Annotated in this window: 16 protein-coding genes; 10 read left to right on the top strand and 6 right to left on the bottom strand. The window is 72.4% G+C overall.

Features of this window, described 5'->3' with window-relative positions:
• Window positions 1–14 precede the first annotated feature (14 nt).
• Window positions 15–626, top strand: a complete 612-nt coding sequence (locus ACIQWG_RS07580; RefSeq protein ID WP_404091623.1) for a TetR/AcrR family transcriptional regulator — start codon at window positions 15–17, stop codon at window positions 624–626.
• Window positions 627–652: 26 nt separating this feature from the next.
• The gene (locus ACIQWG_RS07575) at window positions 653–1,810 is read left to right on the top strand and encodes an acetyl-CoA C-acetyltransferase (RefSeq protein WP_404091621.1); all 1,158 of its coding nucleotides are present in this window, start codon (window positions 653–655) and stop codon (window positions 1,808–1,810) included.
• Here ACIQWG_RS07575 and ACIQWG_RS07570 read toward each other — a convergent pair.
• The 4 genes from ACIQWG_RS07570 to ACIQWG_RS07555 are packed head-to-tail and all read right to left on the bottom strand — an operon-like array spanning window position 1,794 to window position 5,165.
• The gene (locus tag ACIQWG_RS07570; RefSeq protein WP_404093486.1) at window positions 1,794–2,843 is read right to left on the bottom strand and encodes an NAD(P)H-dependent flavin oxidoreductase; all 1,050 of its coding nucleotides are present in this window, start codon (window positions 2,841–2,843) and stop codon (window positions 1,794–1,796) included. The two genes, ACIQWG_RS07575 and ACIQWG_RS07570, sit on opposite strands and share 17 nt — an antisense overlap.
• Window positions 2,843–3,562, bottom strand: coding sequence for a CoA-transferase subunit beta (locus ACIQWG_RS07565; RefSeq protein WP_404091618.1), 720 nt, complete (start codon window positions 3,560–3,562; stop codon window positions 2,843–2,845). The genes ACIQWG_RS07570 and ACIQWG_RS07565 overlap by 1 nt, the downstream gene beginning before the upstream one ends.
• Window positions 3,559–4,395, bottom strand: a complete 837-nt coding sequence (locus tag ACIQWG_RS07560; RefSeq protein ID WP_404091615.1) for a CoA transferase subunit A — start codon at window positions 4,393–4,395, stop codon at window positions 3,559–3,561. Before ACIQWG_RS07560 ends, ACIQWG_RS07565 begins: the two co-directional genes overlap by 4 nt.
• Window positions 4,392–5,165: an enoyl-CoA hydratase family protein gene (locus ACIQWG_RS07555; protein ID WP_404091612.1), complete on the bottom strand. Its 774-nt coding sequence runs from the start codon at window positions 5,163–5,165 to the stop codon at window positions 4,392–4,394. Before ACIQWG_RS07555 ends, ACIQWG_RS07560 begins: the two co-directional genes overlap by 4 nt.
• Window positions 5,166–5,219: 54 nt before the next feature.
• Here ACIQWG_RS07555 and ACIQWG_RS07550 point away from each other — a divergent pair, with 54 nt between their 5' ends.
• The gene (locus ACIQWG_RS07550) at window positions 5,220–5,960 is read left to right on the top strand and encodes an SDR family oxidoreductase (protein WP_404091610.1); all 741 of its coding nucleotides are present in this window, start codon (window positions 5,220–5,222) and stop codon (window positions 5,958–5,960) included.
• Between the two features lies 1 nt (window position 5,961).
• Window positions 5,962–6,867, top strand: coding sequence for an SDR family oxidoreductase (locus ACIQWG_RS07545; RefSeq protein ID WP_404091607.1), 906 nt, complete (start codon window positions 5,962–5,964; stop codon window positions 6,865–6,867).
• Window positions 6,868–6,960: 93 nt separating this feature from the next.
• Here the strand turns inward: ACIQWG_RS07545 and ACIQWG_RS07540 are convergent, their stop codons facing one another.
• Window positions 6,961–7,857, bottom strand: a complete 897-nt coding sequence (locus ACIQWG_RS07540; protein ID WP_404093483.1) for a hypothetical protein — start codon at window positions 7,855–7,857, stop codon at window positions 6,961–6,963.
• A 161-nt stretch (window positions 7,858–8,018) separates the two neighbouring features.
• On the opposite strand from ACIQWG_RS07540, the gene ACIQWG_RS07535 reads away from it, so the two are divergent.
• Window positions 8,019–8,816 carry a S1 family peptidase gene (locus tag ACIQWG_RS07535; protein ID WP_404091604.1) on the top strand — a complete coding sequence of 266 codons (798 nt, stop codon included), beginning with the start codon at window positions 8,019–8,021 and terminating at the stop codon, window positions 8,814–8,816.
• A 22-nt stretch (window positions 8,817–8,838) separates the two neighbouring features.
• Here the strand turns inward: ACIQWG_RS07535 and ACIQWG_RS07530 are convergent, their stop codons facing one another.
• Window positions 8,839–10,614 carry a beta-galactosidase family protein gene (locus ACIQWG_RS07530; RefSeq protein ID WP_404091602.1) on the bottom strand — a complete coding sequence of 592 codons (1,776 nt, stop codon included), beginning with the start codon at window positions 10,612–10,614 and terminating at the stop codon, window positions 8,839–8,841.
• 101 nt (window positions 10,615–10,715) lie between these two features.
• On the opposite strand from ACIQWG_RS07530, the gene ACIQWG_RS07525 reads away from it, so the two are divergent.
• The 5 genes from ACIQWG_RS07525 to ACIQWG_RS07505 all read left to right on the top strand — a co-directional run bounded on the left by ACIQWG_RS07525 (window position 10,716) and on the right by ACIQWG_RS07505 (window position 16,278).
• Window positions 10,716–11,621: a helix-turn-helix domain-containing protein gene (locus tag ACIQWG_RS07525; RefSeq protein WP_404091599.1), complete on the top strand. Its 906-nt coding sequence runs from the start codon at window positions 10,716–10,718 to the stop codon at window positions 11,619–11,621.
• A gap of 6 nt (window positions 11,622–11,627) precedes the next feature.
• On the top strand, window positions 11,628–11,975 hold the full coding sequence (locus ACIQWG_RS07520; RefSeq protein WP_404091597.1) for a chorismate mutase: 348 nt from the start codon (window positions 11,628–11,630) through the stop codon (window positions 11,973–11,975).
• A gap of 139 nt (window positions 11,976–12,114) precedes the next feature.
• Window positions 12,115–12,660, top strand: a complete 546-nt coding sequence (locus ACIQWG_RS07515) for a two-component system response regulator (RefSeq protein WP_404091594.1) — start codon at window positions 12,115–12,117, stop codon at window positions 12,658–12,660.
• Between the two features lie 178 nt (window positions 12,661–12,838).
• Window positions 12,839–15,334 carry an aminopeptidase N gene (pepN, locus tag ACIQWG_RS07510; protein ID WP_404091591.1) on the top strand — a complete coding sequence of 832 codons (2,496 nt, stop codon included), beginning with the start codon at window positions 12,839–12,841 and terminating at the stop codon, window positions 15,332–15,334.
• Between the two features lie 110 nt (window positions 15,335–15,444).
• The gene (locus ACIQWG_RS07505) at window positions 15,445–16,278 is read left to right on the top strand and encodes an NAD(P)H-binding protein (RefSeq protein WP_404091590.1); all 834 of its coding nucleotides are present in this window, start codon (window positions 15,445–15,447) and stop codon (window positions 16,276–16,278) included.
• Window positions 16,279–16,428: the final 150 nt, after the last annotated feature.

Here is a 16,428-nt window from a genome sequence, read left to right as displayed (position 1 = left end):
ACGACAATGGACCCGTGCCGACCAAGAAGAAGCCCCAGGTGACCGCCGCGGCCGCCCGGCGCCGCGAACTCCTCGAAACCGCCGCCGAGGTCTTCGCCGAGCAGGGCTACAACGCCACCACCGTACGCAAGATCGCCGACCACGCGGGCATGCTCGCGGGCAGCCTCTACTACCACTTCGACTCCAAGGAGTCGATGCTGGAGGAGATCCTGCGGACCTTCCTCGACGAGCTGTGGAACGGCTACGACGCCGTCCTGGAGGCCGAGCTGGGCCCGCGCGAGACGCTTCAGGCGCTGGTCACCGAGTCGTTCCGGGAGATCGACCGGCACCGGGCCGCCGTGGCGATCTACCAGAAGGAGAACCGCCAACTCGTGGCGCAGGAGCGGTTCGCGTTCCTCGCCGAGTCGCAGCGCAGGTTCGAGAAGGCGTGGCTGTCCACGCTGGAGCGCGGGGTCGCGGCCGAGGTGTTCCGGGCCGATCTGGACGTCCGGCTCACCTACCGGTTCGTGCGGGACACGGTGTGGGTCGCCGCGTCCTGGTACCGGCCCGGCGGACAGCACAGTCCCGAGGAGATCGCCCGGCAGTACCTGTCGATGGTGCTGGACGGGATCGCCGTACGCACCTAACCCACTGTTCCCATCCGGGAGTTGCCATGGCCGAGGCCTACATAGTCGAAGCGGTCCGTACGCCCGTCGGGCGGCGCGGAGGAGGGCTCAGCAAGGTCCATCCGGCCGACCTGGGCGCGCATGTGCTCAAGGAACTCGTCTCGCGGGGCGGTGTGGACCCGGTGGCCGTGGAGGACGTCGTCTTCGGCTGTCTCGACGCGGTCGGGCCGCAGGCCGGGGACATCGCGCGGACCTGCTGGCTGGCGGCGGGGCTTCCCGAGGAGGTGCCGGGGGTGACCGTGGACCGGCAGTGCGGGTCCTCGCAGCAGGCTGTGCACTTCGCCGCGCAGGGCGTGCTGTCGGGCACCCAGGACCTCGTGGTCGCCGGTGGGGTGCAGAACATGTCGATGATCCCGATCGCCTTCGCCACCCGGCAGGCCGCCGAGCCGCTGGGGCTCACCGCGGGGCCCTTCGCGGGCAGCGAGGGGTGGCGGGCGCGGTACGGGGACAAGGCGGTCAACCAGTTCGTCGGCGCCGAGATGATCGCCGCCAAGTGGGGGATCAGCCGGCGGGACCAGGAGGAGTTCGCGCTGCGCTCGCACCGGCGGGCGCTGCGGGCCGTTGACGAGGGGCGCTTCGAGCGGGAGGTCGTGCCCTACGGGCCGGTCGCCGTGGACGAGGGGCCGCGCCGGGACACCTCGCTGGAGAAGATGGCCGGGCTGAAGCCGGTCATCGACGGCGGCACGGTCACGGCGGCCTGTTCCTCTCAGGTCTCCGACGGCGCGGCGGCGATGCTGCTGGCCTCGGAGCGGGCAGTACGCGAGCATGGGCTCACGCCCCGGGCCCGGGTGCACCACCTCTCGGTGCGCGGTGAGGATCCCATCCGCATGCTCACCGCCCCCATTCCCGCCACCGCCCACGCCCTGAAGAAGACCGGACTGTCGATCGACGACATCGACCTCGTGGAGATCAACGAGGCGTTCGCGCCGGTCGTCCTGGCCTGGCTGAAGGAGACCGGCGCGGATCCGGAGAAGGTCAATGTCAACGGCGGCGCGATCGCGCTGGGCCATCCGCTGGGCGCGACCGGAGTGCGGCTGATGACGACCCTGCTGCACGAACTGGAGCGTACGGGCGGCCGGTTCGGGCTCCAGACGATGTGCGAGGGCGGGGGACAGGCCAATGTGACGATCATCGAGAGGCTGTGAGGCGCCGGCAGGTGTCCTCGGCCTCCTTCATGATCCGTTCCACCAGCTCCGCGCACGACGGCAGGTCGTCGATCACCCCGGCGACCTGCCCGGACGCCATCACCCCCAGATCCGTACGGCCGTCCACCATGGACGCCTTCAGCAGCATCGGGGTGTTGGCGGCGAGCAGGACCTGGCTCCAGGTCAGGTCCTTGCCGTGGCGGAGCGCGCGGCCGTCCTGGACCATCCGGCGCCAGGTCGTGCCGGACAGTCCGCGGTAGCCCGCCGCTCTGCGGATCGCCTGGAGGAGGGCCCTCGCCCGGCCGGAGCGCTCCAGGGCGTCGACCAGGTCCGTGCGCAGCATGCGGTGGGGCAGCCCGTCCACCGCTGTCGTGACCGTGACGTCCTTGACCGTCGCCGCCAGATACCGCGCCTTCACCGCGTCCGGCACCGTCGAGTCCGAGGTGAGCAGGAACCGCGTGCCCATGGCGATGCCGGCCGCTCCGTAGGCCAGCGCCGCGACCAGTCCCCGTCCGTCGAAGAAGCCGCCCGCCGCCACCACCGGTATCTCCACGGCGTCGACCACCTGCGGCAGCAGCACCGTCGTCGCCACCTCGCCGGTGTGCCCGCCGCCCTCCCCGCCCTGCACCAGCACCGCGTCCGCGCCCCAGGCGGCGACCTTCTCGGCGTGCCGCCGGGCGCCGACCGAGGGGATGACGACCACGCCCGCGTCCGTGAGCTCGGCCATCAGCTCACGGGACGGCGCGAGGGCGAAGGAGGCGACCCGCACGCCCTCGGCGATCAGGACGCCCACCCGGTCACCGGCGTCCGAGGCGTCCGCCCGCAGGTTCACCCCGAACGGCGCGTCCGTACGGGACTTGACCTCCCGTACGGCCTCCCGCAGCCGGTCGACCGTCATCGTCGCGGAGGCCAGAATGCCCAGCGCCCCGGCGTTCGCCGTCGCCGAGACCAGCCGTGGGCCCGCCACCCAGCCCATTCCCGTCTGGACGATCGGGTGGCGGACGCCGACCAGGCGGGTCAGGGGGGTCGGCATCATGCGGCGACCTCCCGGGCGCGGGTGTTGTCCGGGTCGATCACCTCGCGGATGAGGCGGAGTTCTTCCGCGGTGGGGGGCCGGGTCTGCGGCACCTCGGCCGGGACGGTCAGCTCGAAAGCCGTTGCCTCCTTCACCTGGTCCAGGGTGACGCCGGGGTGCAGCGAGAGCAGGCGCATCGTGTGGTCGGGGGTGGCGAAGTCGAAGACCCCGAGGTCGGAGACGACGCGTGGAATGCGGTGGTAGCGGGCGTCGCCCGCGTGGTCGTATCCGACGCCGCACACCATGTCGACCTTCTCGACGAAGACCCGCCGGGAGTGCTTCGGGATCCAGTAACTGGTGGGGTTGTTCAGCGTGTTGACCGGCGCTCCGCGCACCCCGAGCAGCTGGCGCTTCGGCTTCGCCCAGTCGCCGATGCAGGAGATGTTCTGGTTGCCGTACCGGTCGATCTGGCTCGCGCCCATCATCACGTGCCGTCGGCCGCCGGTGACCAGGGCGAGGTGCTGCCGGTACGGCAGCCAGCCCTCCACCGTGCCGTCCGGAGTGACGAGCATCGCCTCGCCGTCGGTCAGCAGCAGGTCCGGCGAGAAGGTGCGGCGCGCGAGCCGGGCGCCGGCGGACGGGATCAGGCCCATCGGGCTCGCCAGCACCTCCCCGTTGTCCCGCCAGGCCTCGGCGCAGGCGATCACGCAGTACTCGGCGCGGGTGACCTCCGTCATGAGCCCTCCCCGAGAGCCGCTTGGTACCTCTGCTCGTCCCCGCCGAGATACCGCTCCGCGAACTCCGGCCAGGGCGTGGTGGCGTACGTCTTCTGGAAGGCCTCGTCCCGGCCGTAGTCGGGGGCGCAGGACGTGAAGTGGGCGCCGTTCGGGGCCTCGACGACACCCGTCACCGTGTGCCGCTTGATCAGCAGCGACTGCGGGGGCGCCTCCTTCGTCAACTCGGCCGTGTCGACGATCCGTTCGCACGAGACATAGGCCGTGTCGGCGGCCTCGCAGAACAGGTCGTCGAAGTACGGGTCGGGCCCCAGATAGCGGCCGTTGCCCTGTTGGTCGGCCCGGCTGACGTGCACCAGGGCCGCGTCGAGACGCAGGGCCGGCATCGCGACGAACGTCTCCGCGTCGTCGTACGGCGATGTCACCGTGCGCAGACCCGGGTTGACCCGCATGACGTCCGAACCGATCCCCGCGCGCACCGGCAGGAACGGCAGCCGGTGGGCGGCGGCGTGCAGCCCCCACATGAACATCGCCTCGTCGATCTCCATCAGCTCGAAGGCGCCGCGCTCGCGGGCCGCGCGGTAGTGCGGTTCCAGCGGGATGGAGTCGAGGGTGACGAAGGCGGTGACCAGCTTCCGGATGCGTCCGGCGGCGGCCAGCATGCCGACGTCGGGGCCGCCGTACGAGACGACGGTGAGGTCGGTGACGTCGGAGCGCAGCAGCGCCCGTATCAGGGCCATCGGTTTGCGGCGCGAGCCCCAGCCGCCGATGCCGAGGGTCATGCCGCTGTGCAGCCGGGACACGGCCTGGTCCGCGGTCGTCGTCTTGTCGCTCACTCGGTCACCGTCCTCTGCGAATCTCTCCCGAACCCGTCCCTGACCCGGTCGGCCACTCCGCTCAGGCCCGCCTCGAAGGTGAAGCCCTGCTCGAAGCGGTAGCCGCGGCGGACGTCGACCGGGTCGATGCCGTTGATCGCGGCCTTCGCCAGACGCAGCAGCTGCCCGTCCTTCGCGGCGATCTCCCGCGCCAACTCCAGCGCGGCAGTGCGCAGTTCACCGCGCGGCACGACCCGCCACACCGAGCCGTGCGTGTGCAGCTCGGCCGCGGTCGCCGTGCGCGAGGTGTAGTACAGGGCGCGCATCAGGTGCTGGGGGACCAGCCGGGCCAGATGGGTGGCCGCGCCCAGTGCACCCCGGTCCAGCTCCGGCAGCCCGAAGGTGGCGTCCTCGCTCGCCACGATCGCGTCCGCGTTGCCCACCAGGCCGATGCCGCCGCCCAGGCAGAAGCCGTGCACCGCCGCGACGACCGGGACCTCGCAGTCGTAGACCGCGGCGAAGGCGTCCGCGCAGGCGTGGTTGACGCCGATCAGCGCGCTGTTCCCGTCCCGCTGCAACTCCTTGATGTCCACGCCCGCGTTGAAGCCGCGCCCCTCCGCCATGAGTACGACGCAGCGGACCAGCGGATCGCGGCCCGCCGCCCGCACCGCGTCGGCCAGGGCGAACCAGCCGGCCACCGGCAGGGCGTTCACCGGGGGGAAGTCGACCGTGACGACGGCGATTCCCGTCTGCTCGGACCCCTTTTCCGGGGACGAGGTGGAGACACCCATGGCCGCATCAGCTACCTTTCCACCAAACATTTGTTAGGTGGAGGGTAGCCGCGAATGGGGCTGGACGGAAAGGTAGTTGTCGTCACGGGGGGTACGCGGGGCGTCGGCGCCGGGGTGGCGAGGGCGTTCGCCGAGGCCGGCGCCACGGTCGTGACCTGTGCCCGCCGACCGCCCGAAGTCCCCCTCGCCGGGGCCGAGTTCAGGCCGCTCGACCTGCGCGATCCGGACGCGGTACGGGCCTTCTTCGCGGCCCTGCCCCGGGTGGACGTCCTCGTCAACAACGCGGGTGGCACACCGTACCGGCGGTTGACGGACGCGGATGCGGAGCGGCACGCGCGCGTGATCGAGCTGAACCTCGTGGCCCCGCTGACGGCGTCCCTGGCCGCCCACGAACAGTTGGAGCGTGTGCGGGGCTCGGTGGTGATGATCGGCAGCGTCAGCGGGGGCCGGCCGTCACCCGGGTCGGCGGCGTACGGGGCGGCCAAGGCCGGCCTGGAGAGCCTGGCCCGCTCGATGGCGGTCGAGTGGGCGCCGCGGGTCAGGGTCAACACGCTGGTCGTCGGCATGGTCCGCACCGAACTGGCCCACCTCCACTACGGCGGCGAGGACGGCATCGCGGGCGTCTCCCGGACCGTCCCGCTCGGCCGCCTCGCCGAACCGGCCGACATCGGCGCGGCCGCCGTCTTCCTCGCCTCGGACGCCGCCGCGTACATCAGCGGGGCGAGCCTGCTCGTGCACGGCGGGGGTGAGCGGCCCGCGTTCCTGGACGCCGCGACGGTCAACAAGGAGGCATGACATGAGCCGCATGTGTGAAGGACGGGTCGTCGTCGTCACCGGGGCGGGCCGCGGGCTCGGGCGCGCGCACGCGCTCGCGTTCGCGGCCGAGGGGGCGAAGGTCGTCGTCAACGACCTCGGCGTCGGGCTCGACGGCACCCCGGCCGCGGACAGCCCGGCCCGGCAGGTGGTCGACGAGATCCGCGCGGCCGGCGGTGAGGCCGTCGCGCACGGCGGCGACGTGGCGACCGGTGCCGGCGCCGCCTCCCTGGTGGCGGCCGCGGTGCAGACGTACGGCCGGCTCGACACGCTCGTCAGCAACGCCGGGTTCCTGCGCGACCGGATGCTGGTCAACCTCGACGAGGACGACTGGGACGCTGTCGTACGCGTCCATCTCAAGGGCCACTTCCTGCCCCTCAGGCACGCGGCGGCGTACTGGCGGACGCAGGCCAAGGCGGGCCGTGCACCCCTCGCGCGGGTCGTCAACACCAGCAGCGGAGCGGGGCTGTTGGGCTCCCTCGGGCAGGGGAACTACAGCGCCGCGAAGGCCGGGATCATCGGGCTCACCCTGGTCGCGGCGGCCGAACTGGCCCGCTACGGCGTCCAGGTCAACGCGATCGCCCCGGCGGCCCGCACCCGCATGACGGAACGCACGTTCGCGCAGACGATGACGGCCCCCGACTCCGGCTTCGACGCCATGGCTCCGGAGAACGTCTCCCCGCTGGTCGTCTGGCTGGGCTCGGCCGCGAGCGAGGGAGTGACGGGCCGGGTCTTCGAGGCGGAGGGCGGCCGGATCACGGTGATGGAGGGGTGGCGGTCGGGGCCGACGGCGGACAAGGGAGCGCGGTGGACGCCGGAGGAGGCGGGGGAGACCGCTCGGAAGCTGTTGGGAGAAGCGCAGGCGCCGGGGCCGGTGTACGGGGCTTAGCCCGGGTGGCCTTCTCGGGCGCGGAGAACCGCCCGACCAGCCACAACAAACCCCCGCCCGCCCGACAACATCAAATGCCACCCCAACAGGCACTCACGTGTCGCACTCCAACACGGTCCGGCACAACCCGCAGCGCGCGCGGACGCGCCCCCGCACCGACACCCGAATCAGCTGCTGACACGTAGGACACGGAAACGACACCCGCAACGGCCCCCGGGCGTCCGGCGTGAACGCATACGGCACCCCCGGCTGGGGCCCGGCCCCGTGCTGCTCCTGCGCATGCCGCCGGTCGCGGGCGTAGCGGCGCCGACCCGCCCAGCCCGCCGCCGTCAGCGGGGGCTGCTGTTCGTCGCGGCGGGCCTCCGCCATGCCCTTCCCGTACGCCGTGTAGGCCTGGGGGCTGGTGAACCACACCGACGGGTCCTCGGCGAAGACCAGCGCCCGCTTGGCGAGGACGTACCCGAACTCCTCCGGCGTCAGATAGCCCAGCTTCTGCGAGGACGCCGAGTCCTCCCGGTAGGCGTCGAGGAGCAGCCAGCCCGCGCCCAGATACGTCGTCGCCGTGTCCGTGAGGATCTCGTTGTCGCGCGTGCCCGGGAAGGACAGTCCGAGGCGGTGCAGATACACATGCATCACCTCGTGCGCGAGGGCCGCGCCGATGTCCCGGCGATGGGTGCGGAAGCGGTCGTTCAGCTCGATGAAGTACTCCGGTCCGGCGGCGAGTTCGACGTTCGCCGCATGGGACATCTCCCGGAAGCTGACGATCATCCGGGCGTCCGGCAGCCGGTAGTGCCGTACCAGCTCATGGGCCACCCGCTGCGCGCCCAGATGGAGATCGTCCGTGTCGCAGAAGGCCACGTCGGCCGGCGCCACGCTGGTCGCGAAGGTCTGGACGGTGTCGTAGGACAGCCGTCTGTAGAGCGCGGTGATCGAGGCCCGCACCGTCTCCAGGTGCGGGAAGCCGTGCTGGACCGGTCCGCCGTTCGCCACGCCCATACCCCCAAGACGCCGTGAACCCGATTCCACTCTACGGGGATGTGAGGGGTTTTTCCCTGGTGGGGTTCCCTGCCCGGGACGTGAGATCCGTCCTTGTCATGCACGCCGTTCGATCTTCATACTCCGGGGTCGCTCAACCCCCCACGAAAGGACGAATGTTGAGCCATCACATATCCCGGAGAAACGGCATCACCCTGGCCAGGAGAGCCGCGGCGGTCGGCGCCGTCGCGCTCGCGGTGGCCTCCCTCCAGCCGGTCAGTGCGCAGGCCGCGTCCACCCGCATCGTCGGTGGGACGACCGCCGCGCAGAACGAGTTCCCGTTCATGGTCCATCTGTCCATGGGCTGCGGAGGGGCGCTCTACAAGAAGGACGTCGTGCTGACCGCGGCCCACTGCATGGAGGGGTCCGGCAACAACACCAGCATCACCGTCACCGCGGGCGTCAACGACCTCAACTCGTCCGCGGCGATCAAGGTCAAGTCCAAGAAGGTCAAGGTGGCGCCGGGCTACGAGGGCAGCGGCAAGGACTGGGCGCTCATCAAGCTCGCCCGGCCCATCGACAAGCCGACGCTGAAGATCGCCACCACGGACCAGTACAACCGCGGCACGTTCACCATCGCCGGGTGGGGCGACATGGAGGAGGGGGCCAACACGGGCACGACCAAGCTCCGTAAGGCCACCGTTCCCTTCGTCGCCGACCGCGTCTGCAAGCGGCACTACGGGAACCGGCTGGTGTCGAAGGAGGAACTGTGCGCCGGCTGGCAGAGCGGCGGCATCGACACCTGCCAGGGCGACTCCGGTGGCCCCATGTTCCGCAAGGACGATGCCGGTAAGTGGATCCAGGTCGGCATCGTCAGCTGGGGCGACGGCTGCGCCCGCACCGGTGTGCCCGGCATCTACACCGAGGTCAGCCACTTCGCCAAGGACATCGCCCGAGCGGCGTCCGCCCTGTAGGCGACCGGCGCGCGCAGGTGCGTCAGACGGCCCGGAGCACCGGGGCACCGGCCTCGCCGGAACCCCGCCGGGCCGTCCCCTCCAGCTCCAGCACCCACACCTCGTTGCGGCCCTCGCGCAGCACGGGCCCGGGGACGTACAGCGAACGCTGGGGGCCGGCCGACCAGTAGCGGCCGAGACCGAAGCCGCCCACCCATACGAACCCGCGGGTCCAGCCCGGCAGCTCCAGGCGCGCGTCCCCGACGCCCCGCACCGTGACCGTGCCCCGGTACAGCCCCGGGGCCCCGTCCCCGGGCAGCTCGCGGGAGGGCACCGCCCGGACCCGCTCGCCGTCGTCCAGCGCCTCCAGCCGCAGCCCACGCGCGCGTACGCCGTGCAGATACTGCCGCTCGTGCAGCACGCCCCCGGTGATCCCCTTGGGCTCGCCCAGCCGCGGCCCGTAGTTGACCCGCCCCAGCGACTCCACCCACAGCCGCACGCGCGCGTGCCCGGCGACGGGCTCCTTGAGGCACGCCTCGTCCTCGGACAGCACCCCGGCCCGCTCCCCGTCGACGTACACCACCGCGAGGTCCCGCAGCCCGCGCACCGTCAGCGCATACGGCTCCCTCGGCCCCGGCACCGTCACCTCGTACCGCACCAGGCCCCGCTCGACGCCCAGTTCCTCGAAGGTCGGCGGCACGGGACCGGACGACTCCGGGCCGCCCAGCGCCTCCAGTACGTCGTCCAGGGCCGTCCACGCGGTCAGGGCCACCTCGGCCCGCTCGCCCAACGGCGCGGGCGCGGGCGGGACTTCGGGCAGCGGACCGTAGGCGTACTCGGCGAGGACCTCGCGGAAGGCCCAGAACTTCTCCGTGGGGCGGCCGTACTCGTCGACCGGGGCGTCGTAGTCGTACGACGTCACATCGGGCTCCAGCGGACCGTCGTGCAGCGCGCCGCCGCCCCGGTTGGCGCCCGCCCAGCCGGCGAAGCTCGTGCCGCCGTGCGCCATGTACAGATTGACCGAGGCCCCGCACTCCAGGATCTCCCGCAGGGCCGCCGCCGCGTCCCCGGGCTCCCGTACCGCGTGCTCGCCGCCCCAGTGGTCGAACCAGCCGCACCAGAACTCCATGCACATCAGCGGCCCTTCGGGGCGGTGCCGGCGCAGGGTCTCGAACGCCTCGCGCGCGTGCGAGCCGAAGTTCACCGTCGCCAGGACGCCCGGCACCGAGCCGCCGGAGAGCATGTGGTCCTCCGGGCCGTCCGAGGTGAACAGCGGGACCGTGACGCCGAGTTGGCGCAGCAGGCCGGCCAGGCGGCGCAGATACCCGGCGTCCGAGCCGTAGCTGCCGTACTCGTTCTCGACCTGCACCATCAGCACCGGTCCGCCGCGGTCGATCTGCCGGGGCACGATCTCGGGCAGCAGCCGCCCGAACCAGCTCGCCACATGCTCCACATAGCGCTCGTCACGGGTACGCGCGCGTGCGCCCACCTCGGCCGTCAGCCAGTACGGCAGCCCGCCGTTCTCCCACTCGGCGCAGATGTACGGCCCCGGACGCACGATCGCCCACAGCCCCGCCTCCCGGGCCGCGTCCAGGAACCGGCCGAGCGCCGCCACGTCCCGGACCCGGCCCGGCGCCGGCTCGTGCAGGTTCCACGGCACGTACATCTCCACGCAGTTGAGGCCCATCGCCCGCAGCATCGCCAGCCGGTGCCCCCACTGCGCCTCGTGCACCCGGAAGTAGTGCAGCGCGCCGGACAGCAGCCGCACCGGCCGCCCGTCCAGCAGGAAGTCCTCGTCCCCCACCCTGAACTCGCTCATACGCCCCACCCTCGCCCCTGGCGCGGTCCGGGGTCCATGGACAAAGATCGGCGCTGCTTGGACCGAAGGACGCGGAAGGGAAGCGGGACGGAGGCTGCCGGATGTACCGCACCTGGATGCGCTTCTTCACCCCCGGCCCCGCCCACCACCGCCTCGGCCTGGTCTGCCTCGGCGTCGGCCTCCAGTACGGCGCCCTGCCCACCGTCGGGCCCAGGGTCCTCGACCACCATGTGGCCGTCGTGATCAGCGCCGGCGGCGGATGGTACGCCGACCCCGGCGGCCGCCGTACGACCGTCACCGCACCCGCCCTGCTGTGGCTCACCCCCGGTGTCCCGCACCACTACGCGCCCGACCCCGGAACCGGCTGGGACGAAGGCTTCGTGGACTTCACCGGCCCCGCCACCGCCTCGTACACCGACCTCGGCTACATCGAGCCCGACCGCCCCGTCGTGCCGCTCTCCGACGCCTCCGGACCGCGTGCCGTCATCGGCCGCACGGCCCGCGCCGCCCGCCGCGACAACCCCCTCCTGGAGGTCGAGACCGGCGCCGCCGTCCACGAACTCCTCGTCGCCCTGCGCCGCGCCCGCGCCGACCTCACCCCGGACGGCGACCTCGTCCTCAAGGCCCTCGCCCGCGACGCCTGTCTGCCGCTGACGGTCGCCGACCACGCCGCCCGGCACGGCATGACCCCCGCCGAACTACGCACCGCCGTGCGGCGCGGTGCCGGATGCAGCCCCAAGGACTATCTGCTCGGCATCCGCCTGGGCCGCGCCAAGGAACTCCTCGCCGCAACCGAGCTCCCCGTCGCCGCCGTCGCCCGCCGTGTCGGCTACGACGACCCCGCCTACTTCTCCCGCCTGTTCACCCGCCGTGTCGGCATCGCGCCGGTCCGCTTCCGCGCCCAGCAGGGCCGCGCCGTGCCCGGCGGCTGGAGCGACCGGGTGCCCGACCCCGAGGACCCGCCCAGGATCGAACGGACGACCGGGCATGACGGCCCCGTAGGCTGACCCCCTATGACCAGCAACATGTCCCCGGGCGACGTCGACCCCGCGGTCCGCGAGGAGCTCGCCCGGCTGCGCGACAGCATCGACAACATCGACGCGGCCGTCGTCCACATGCTCGCCGAACGCTTCAAGTGCACCCAGCAGGTCGGCCACCTCAAGGCCCGCCACCAGCTGCCGCCCGCCGACCCCGACCGCGAGGCCCGCCAGATCGCCCGGCTGCGCACCCTCGCCGAGAACGCCAAGCTGGATCCGGCCTTCGCCGAGAAGTTCCTCAACTTCATCATCGCCGAGGTGATCCGGCACCACGAGAGCATCGCCGAGGACACGGTCAACGACGCTGCGCCCACGGCGAACTGACGCCCACCGGCCCTCCCGGGGGAGTGACACCACGGCCCGCGAGGGGCATGCTGCGCTGTGCACTCCAAGCCAACTGACAAGCACTCCCCGTCAGCGCCCGGACATACTCTGTATGTCCACGCGGGAGGGACGTCGGGCCATGCCGTCGGATGCCAAGATCCTCATCGTCGACGACCACGAGGAAACGCTGTACGCCCTGGAGAGCACCCTGGCTCCGCTGGGCTACCGGCTCGCCCGCGCCACCAGCGGTGACGAGGCACTCAAGCAAGTGCTCCGCGGCCAGGTCGGCCTGCTGCTCCTGGACGTCCGGATGCCCGGCGTCAGCGGGCTGGACGTGGTGCGCTACATGCGGCGCGTCGAGCAGACCCAGAACATACCGGTCATCCTGCTCACCGGCTTCGGCGCCGACCACGAGCTGACGGCCACCGCCTTCGGCCTCGGCGTCGCCGACCTGGTCATGAAGCCCACCGACCCCTGGGCGCTGCGCACCAAGGTCCGCTACCTGTACGACGCCTACCAGCGCCACCGCGCCCTGGAGGCGGAGGTCCGGGAGTTACGTGCCCTGGTCAAGGGGCACGCCGACGCCCCGGAACCCCCGTCGCGCCCCGCCCTGCCCCACCCCGGCACCCGGGTCCCGCCCCAGCGCGACAGCCCCGCCGCGACCTCGGCCAAGGACCTGACCTGAGCCGGGCCGCACCCGGCGCCCGCCGCCGCGGACGTCGGGAACCGGACAGAACGGCGACGGAGCGGCGGCAGACCGGCGGAAGACCGGCGACGGGGAACCGGACGACGAGGAACCGGACAAAGCGCACGTAGTGATCCGGCCCTGTGCCATGTCGGCGCCATCAGGCAGCATGTCCTGCATGTCCGTACTCACGCGCGACGAAGCGCAGACCCGTGCCCAGCTCCTCGACGTCCATCGCTACACGATCGAACTCGATCTGACGACCGGGCACGAGACCTTCGACTCCCGCACCGTCATCGCGTTCACGGCACACGCCGACGCGGACACGTTCGTCGAGATCAAGCCGGCCGAGTTGCGCTCCGTCACGCTGGACGACCAGCCCCTGGACCCGCGGACCCTGGACGGGAACAGACTGCCCCTGAACGACCTCACCGCGGGTGAGCACGTCCTGCGCTTCGACGCGGCCATGCGCTACTCCCGCACCGGCGAGGGCATGCACCGCTTCACCGACCCCACCGACGGCGAGACGTACGTCTACACCCAGCTGTTCATGGAGGACGTCCAGCGCGTCTTCGGCGCCTTCGACCAGCCCGACCTCAAAGCCGTCTTCGAGCTGTCCGTCACCGCCCCCGAGGGCTGGACCGTCCTCGCCAACGGCATCACCGAGCACCTCGGCGACGGCCGCTGGCAGGCCGCGGCCACCCCGCCGATCTCCACCTACCTCGTCGCCCTCGCCGCCGGCCCCTGGCACTCGGTGCGCACCGAGCACCGCGGCCTGCCCTTCGGCATCCACTGCCGCCGCTCCCTCGCCCCCCACCTGGACGCGGACGCCGACGAACTCCTCCAGGTCACCCGGCAGTGCTTCGACCGCTTCCACGAGAAGTTCGACGAGCCCTACCCCTTCGACTCCTACGACCAGGCCTTCGTGCCCGAGTTCAACGCCGGCGCCATGGAGAACCCCGGCCTCGTCACCTTCCGCGACGAGTTCGTCTACCGCTCCGCCGTCACCGACAACGAGCGGCAGACCCGCGCCATGGTCATCGCCCACGAGATGGCCCACATGTGGTTCGGCGACCTCGTCACCCTGCGCTGGTGGGACGACATCTGGCTGAACGAGTCCTTCGCCGAGTACATGGGCTACCAGATCTGCGCCGAGGCGACCCGCTTCACCGACACCTGGGTCGACTTCGGCGTCGCCCGCAAGTCCTGGGGCTACGACGCCGACCAGCGGCCCTCCACCCACCCCGTGGCCCCCGAGGCCGTCGACGACACCGCCTCGGCCATGCTCAACTTCGACGGCATCTCCTACGCCAAGGGCGCCTCCGCGCTGCGCCAGCTCGTGACCTGGCTCGGCGAGAAGGACTTCCTCGCCGGCATCAACACCCACTTCGCCCGGCACAAGTTCGCCAACGCCACCCTCGCCGACTTCATCGACTCCCTCGCCGCCAACACCGAGCGCGACGTGCACGCCTGGGCCGACAGCTGGCTGCGCACCACCGGCGTCGACACCCTCACCCCGGCCGTCACCCGCGGCGACAACGGCACGTACACCCTCACCGTCGACCGCACCGGCAGCCGCCCGCACCGCGTCCGCGTCGGCCTGTACACCCGGGACCACGGCGACAACGAGGGCCAACTCGCCCTGCGCGAACGCCTCGACCTCGACATCCCGCAGGCCGCCCCGCAGCCCGTCGGCAAGCGCCCCGCCCTGCTGCTGCTCAACGACGGCGACCTGACCTACGCCAAGGTCCGCTTCGACGCCGAGTCCTTCGAGACCGTCCTCGCGAGCCTGTCCGGCCTGCCCGACCCGCTCACCCGCGCGGTCGTCTGGAACGCGCTGCGGGACGCCGTCCGCGACGGCGAACTGGCCGCCACCGCCTATCTGGAGGCCGCCCGCGCCCACCTGCCGCGCGAGCGGGACCTCGCCGTCGTCCAGGGCGTCCTCGCCTTCGCCACCACCCAGGTCGCCGACCGCTACCTCAGCCCCGAGGAGCGGCCCGCCGCCCTGGCCACCCTCTCCGCCCTGTGCCGCGACCTGATCCGCCGCACCGAGGACGGCGACAACCCCGGCCTGCGCCTGATCGCCGTGCGCCACTTCATCGACGCCGCCGCCCACCCGGACACGATCGCCGCCTGGCTCGCCGACGGCACCGTGCCCGGCGGACCCGAGCTCGACCCCGAGCTGCGCTGGCGGGTCCTGGGCCGGCTCGCGGTGCTCGGCGCCGTCGACGAGGCCGCCGTCGCCGCCGAGCTGGAGCGCGACCCGAGCGCCACCGGCCAGGAGGGCGCCGCGCGCTGCCGGGCCGCCCTGCCCGACGAGGCGGCCAAGGCGCGGGCCTGGGAGGCCATGTTCGCCACCGACGAGAGCACCGACCTGTCCAACTACCTCTTCAGCGCCACCGCCCGGGGCTTCTGGCAGCCCGAACAGGCCGAGCTGGTACGGCAGTACGTGCCGCGCTTCTACAAGGACGCCATCGCCGTCGCCGCCCGCCGCGGCCCCGCCATCGCCGACGCCGTCGGCCGCTACGCCTTCCCGGCGTACGCCGTCGACGCCGACAACCTGCGGCTGGGCGAGGAGTGCCTGCGCGACGGCGAACCGATCCCGGCGCTGCGCCGCAGGCTGGCCGACCAGCTCGACGACCTGGCACGGGCGTTGCGGGTGCGGGAGGGCTAGGCCCTGCGATGTAGGGCGGCACTGGGTCCCACGGCCGATGCGGTGGGCTGATCCTCCTTCCTAGGCTCGCAGGAGTCCGAAGGACGATCAGACCCGCCAAGGAGGAACCCGTGATCGCAGTGACCGGCGCCACCGGCAACGTCGGCCGTGCCCTCGTCGGACGTCTCGCCGCCGCGGACCGGCCGGTACGGGCCCTGACCCGTGACCCGGCGCGTGCCGCACTGCCCGCCGGCGCCGAGGTGGTCCGCTTCGACCCCGAGCGGCCCGCCGCCATGTTCGAGGGCGCGACCCGGCTGTTCCTGTACGTCCAGGCCGTCGGCGAGCAGACCGGGGCCCTGCTGGCGGCGGCCCGTTCGGCCGGCGTCAGGCACGTCGTCCTTTTGTCCTCCGGGATCATCCAGGAGGGCGCCGACGAGACCCATCCCATCCACGTCATGCACGCCACCGCCGAACGGCAGGTCCACGCCAGCGGCCTCGCGTGGACCTTCCTGCGCCCGAACGCCTTCGCGCTGAACGCACTCCAGTGGGCGCCGCAGATCCGGGCCGGCGACCGCGTCCGGGGTGTCTTCGCCGAGGGGATGGCCGCGCCGATCCACGAGGACGACATCGCCGCCGTCGCCGAACGCGCCCTGCTCGACGACGGCCACGAGAGCGCCGTCCACCGGCTCACCGGACCCGAGGCGATCTCCAACGCCGGTCAGGTCCAGGCGATCGGGCGGGCTCTCGGCCGCGACCTGGACTTCCACGAGGTGCCGCCGAACCAGGTGGGCCCGGACCTCTTCCCGTTCGCCCCGCCGCACATGATCCCGGCCCTGCTGAAGGCTTTCGCCGCCACGGTCGGCACGCCCCCGGAGATCACCGACACGGTGCACCGGATCACCGGCAGCCCCGCCCGCACGTTCGCCCGCTGGGCCGAGGACCACTCGGGGGACTTCCGGGACTGAGCCGGGAACGGGACGACCGTACGGACCGGGACTCGCGGGATTGAGCCGGCGCCGAGGCGGCCGTACGCACCGAAGCGCTTCTCCGCTCCGGCACCCCCGCCCCTCTACTCCCCGCCCCTCTACTCCGCTCCCTCGACACCCGCCCTCCGA

The sequence above is a fragment of the Streptomyces sp. NPDC098781 genome (genome assembly GCF_044759995.1).
GTDB lineage: Bacteria > Actinomycetota > Actinomycetes > Streptomycetales > Streptomycetaceae > Streptomyces.
This window is presented reverse-complemented; position numbering and strand designations above follow the sequence as displayed.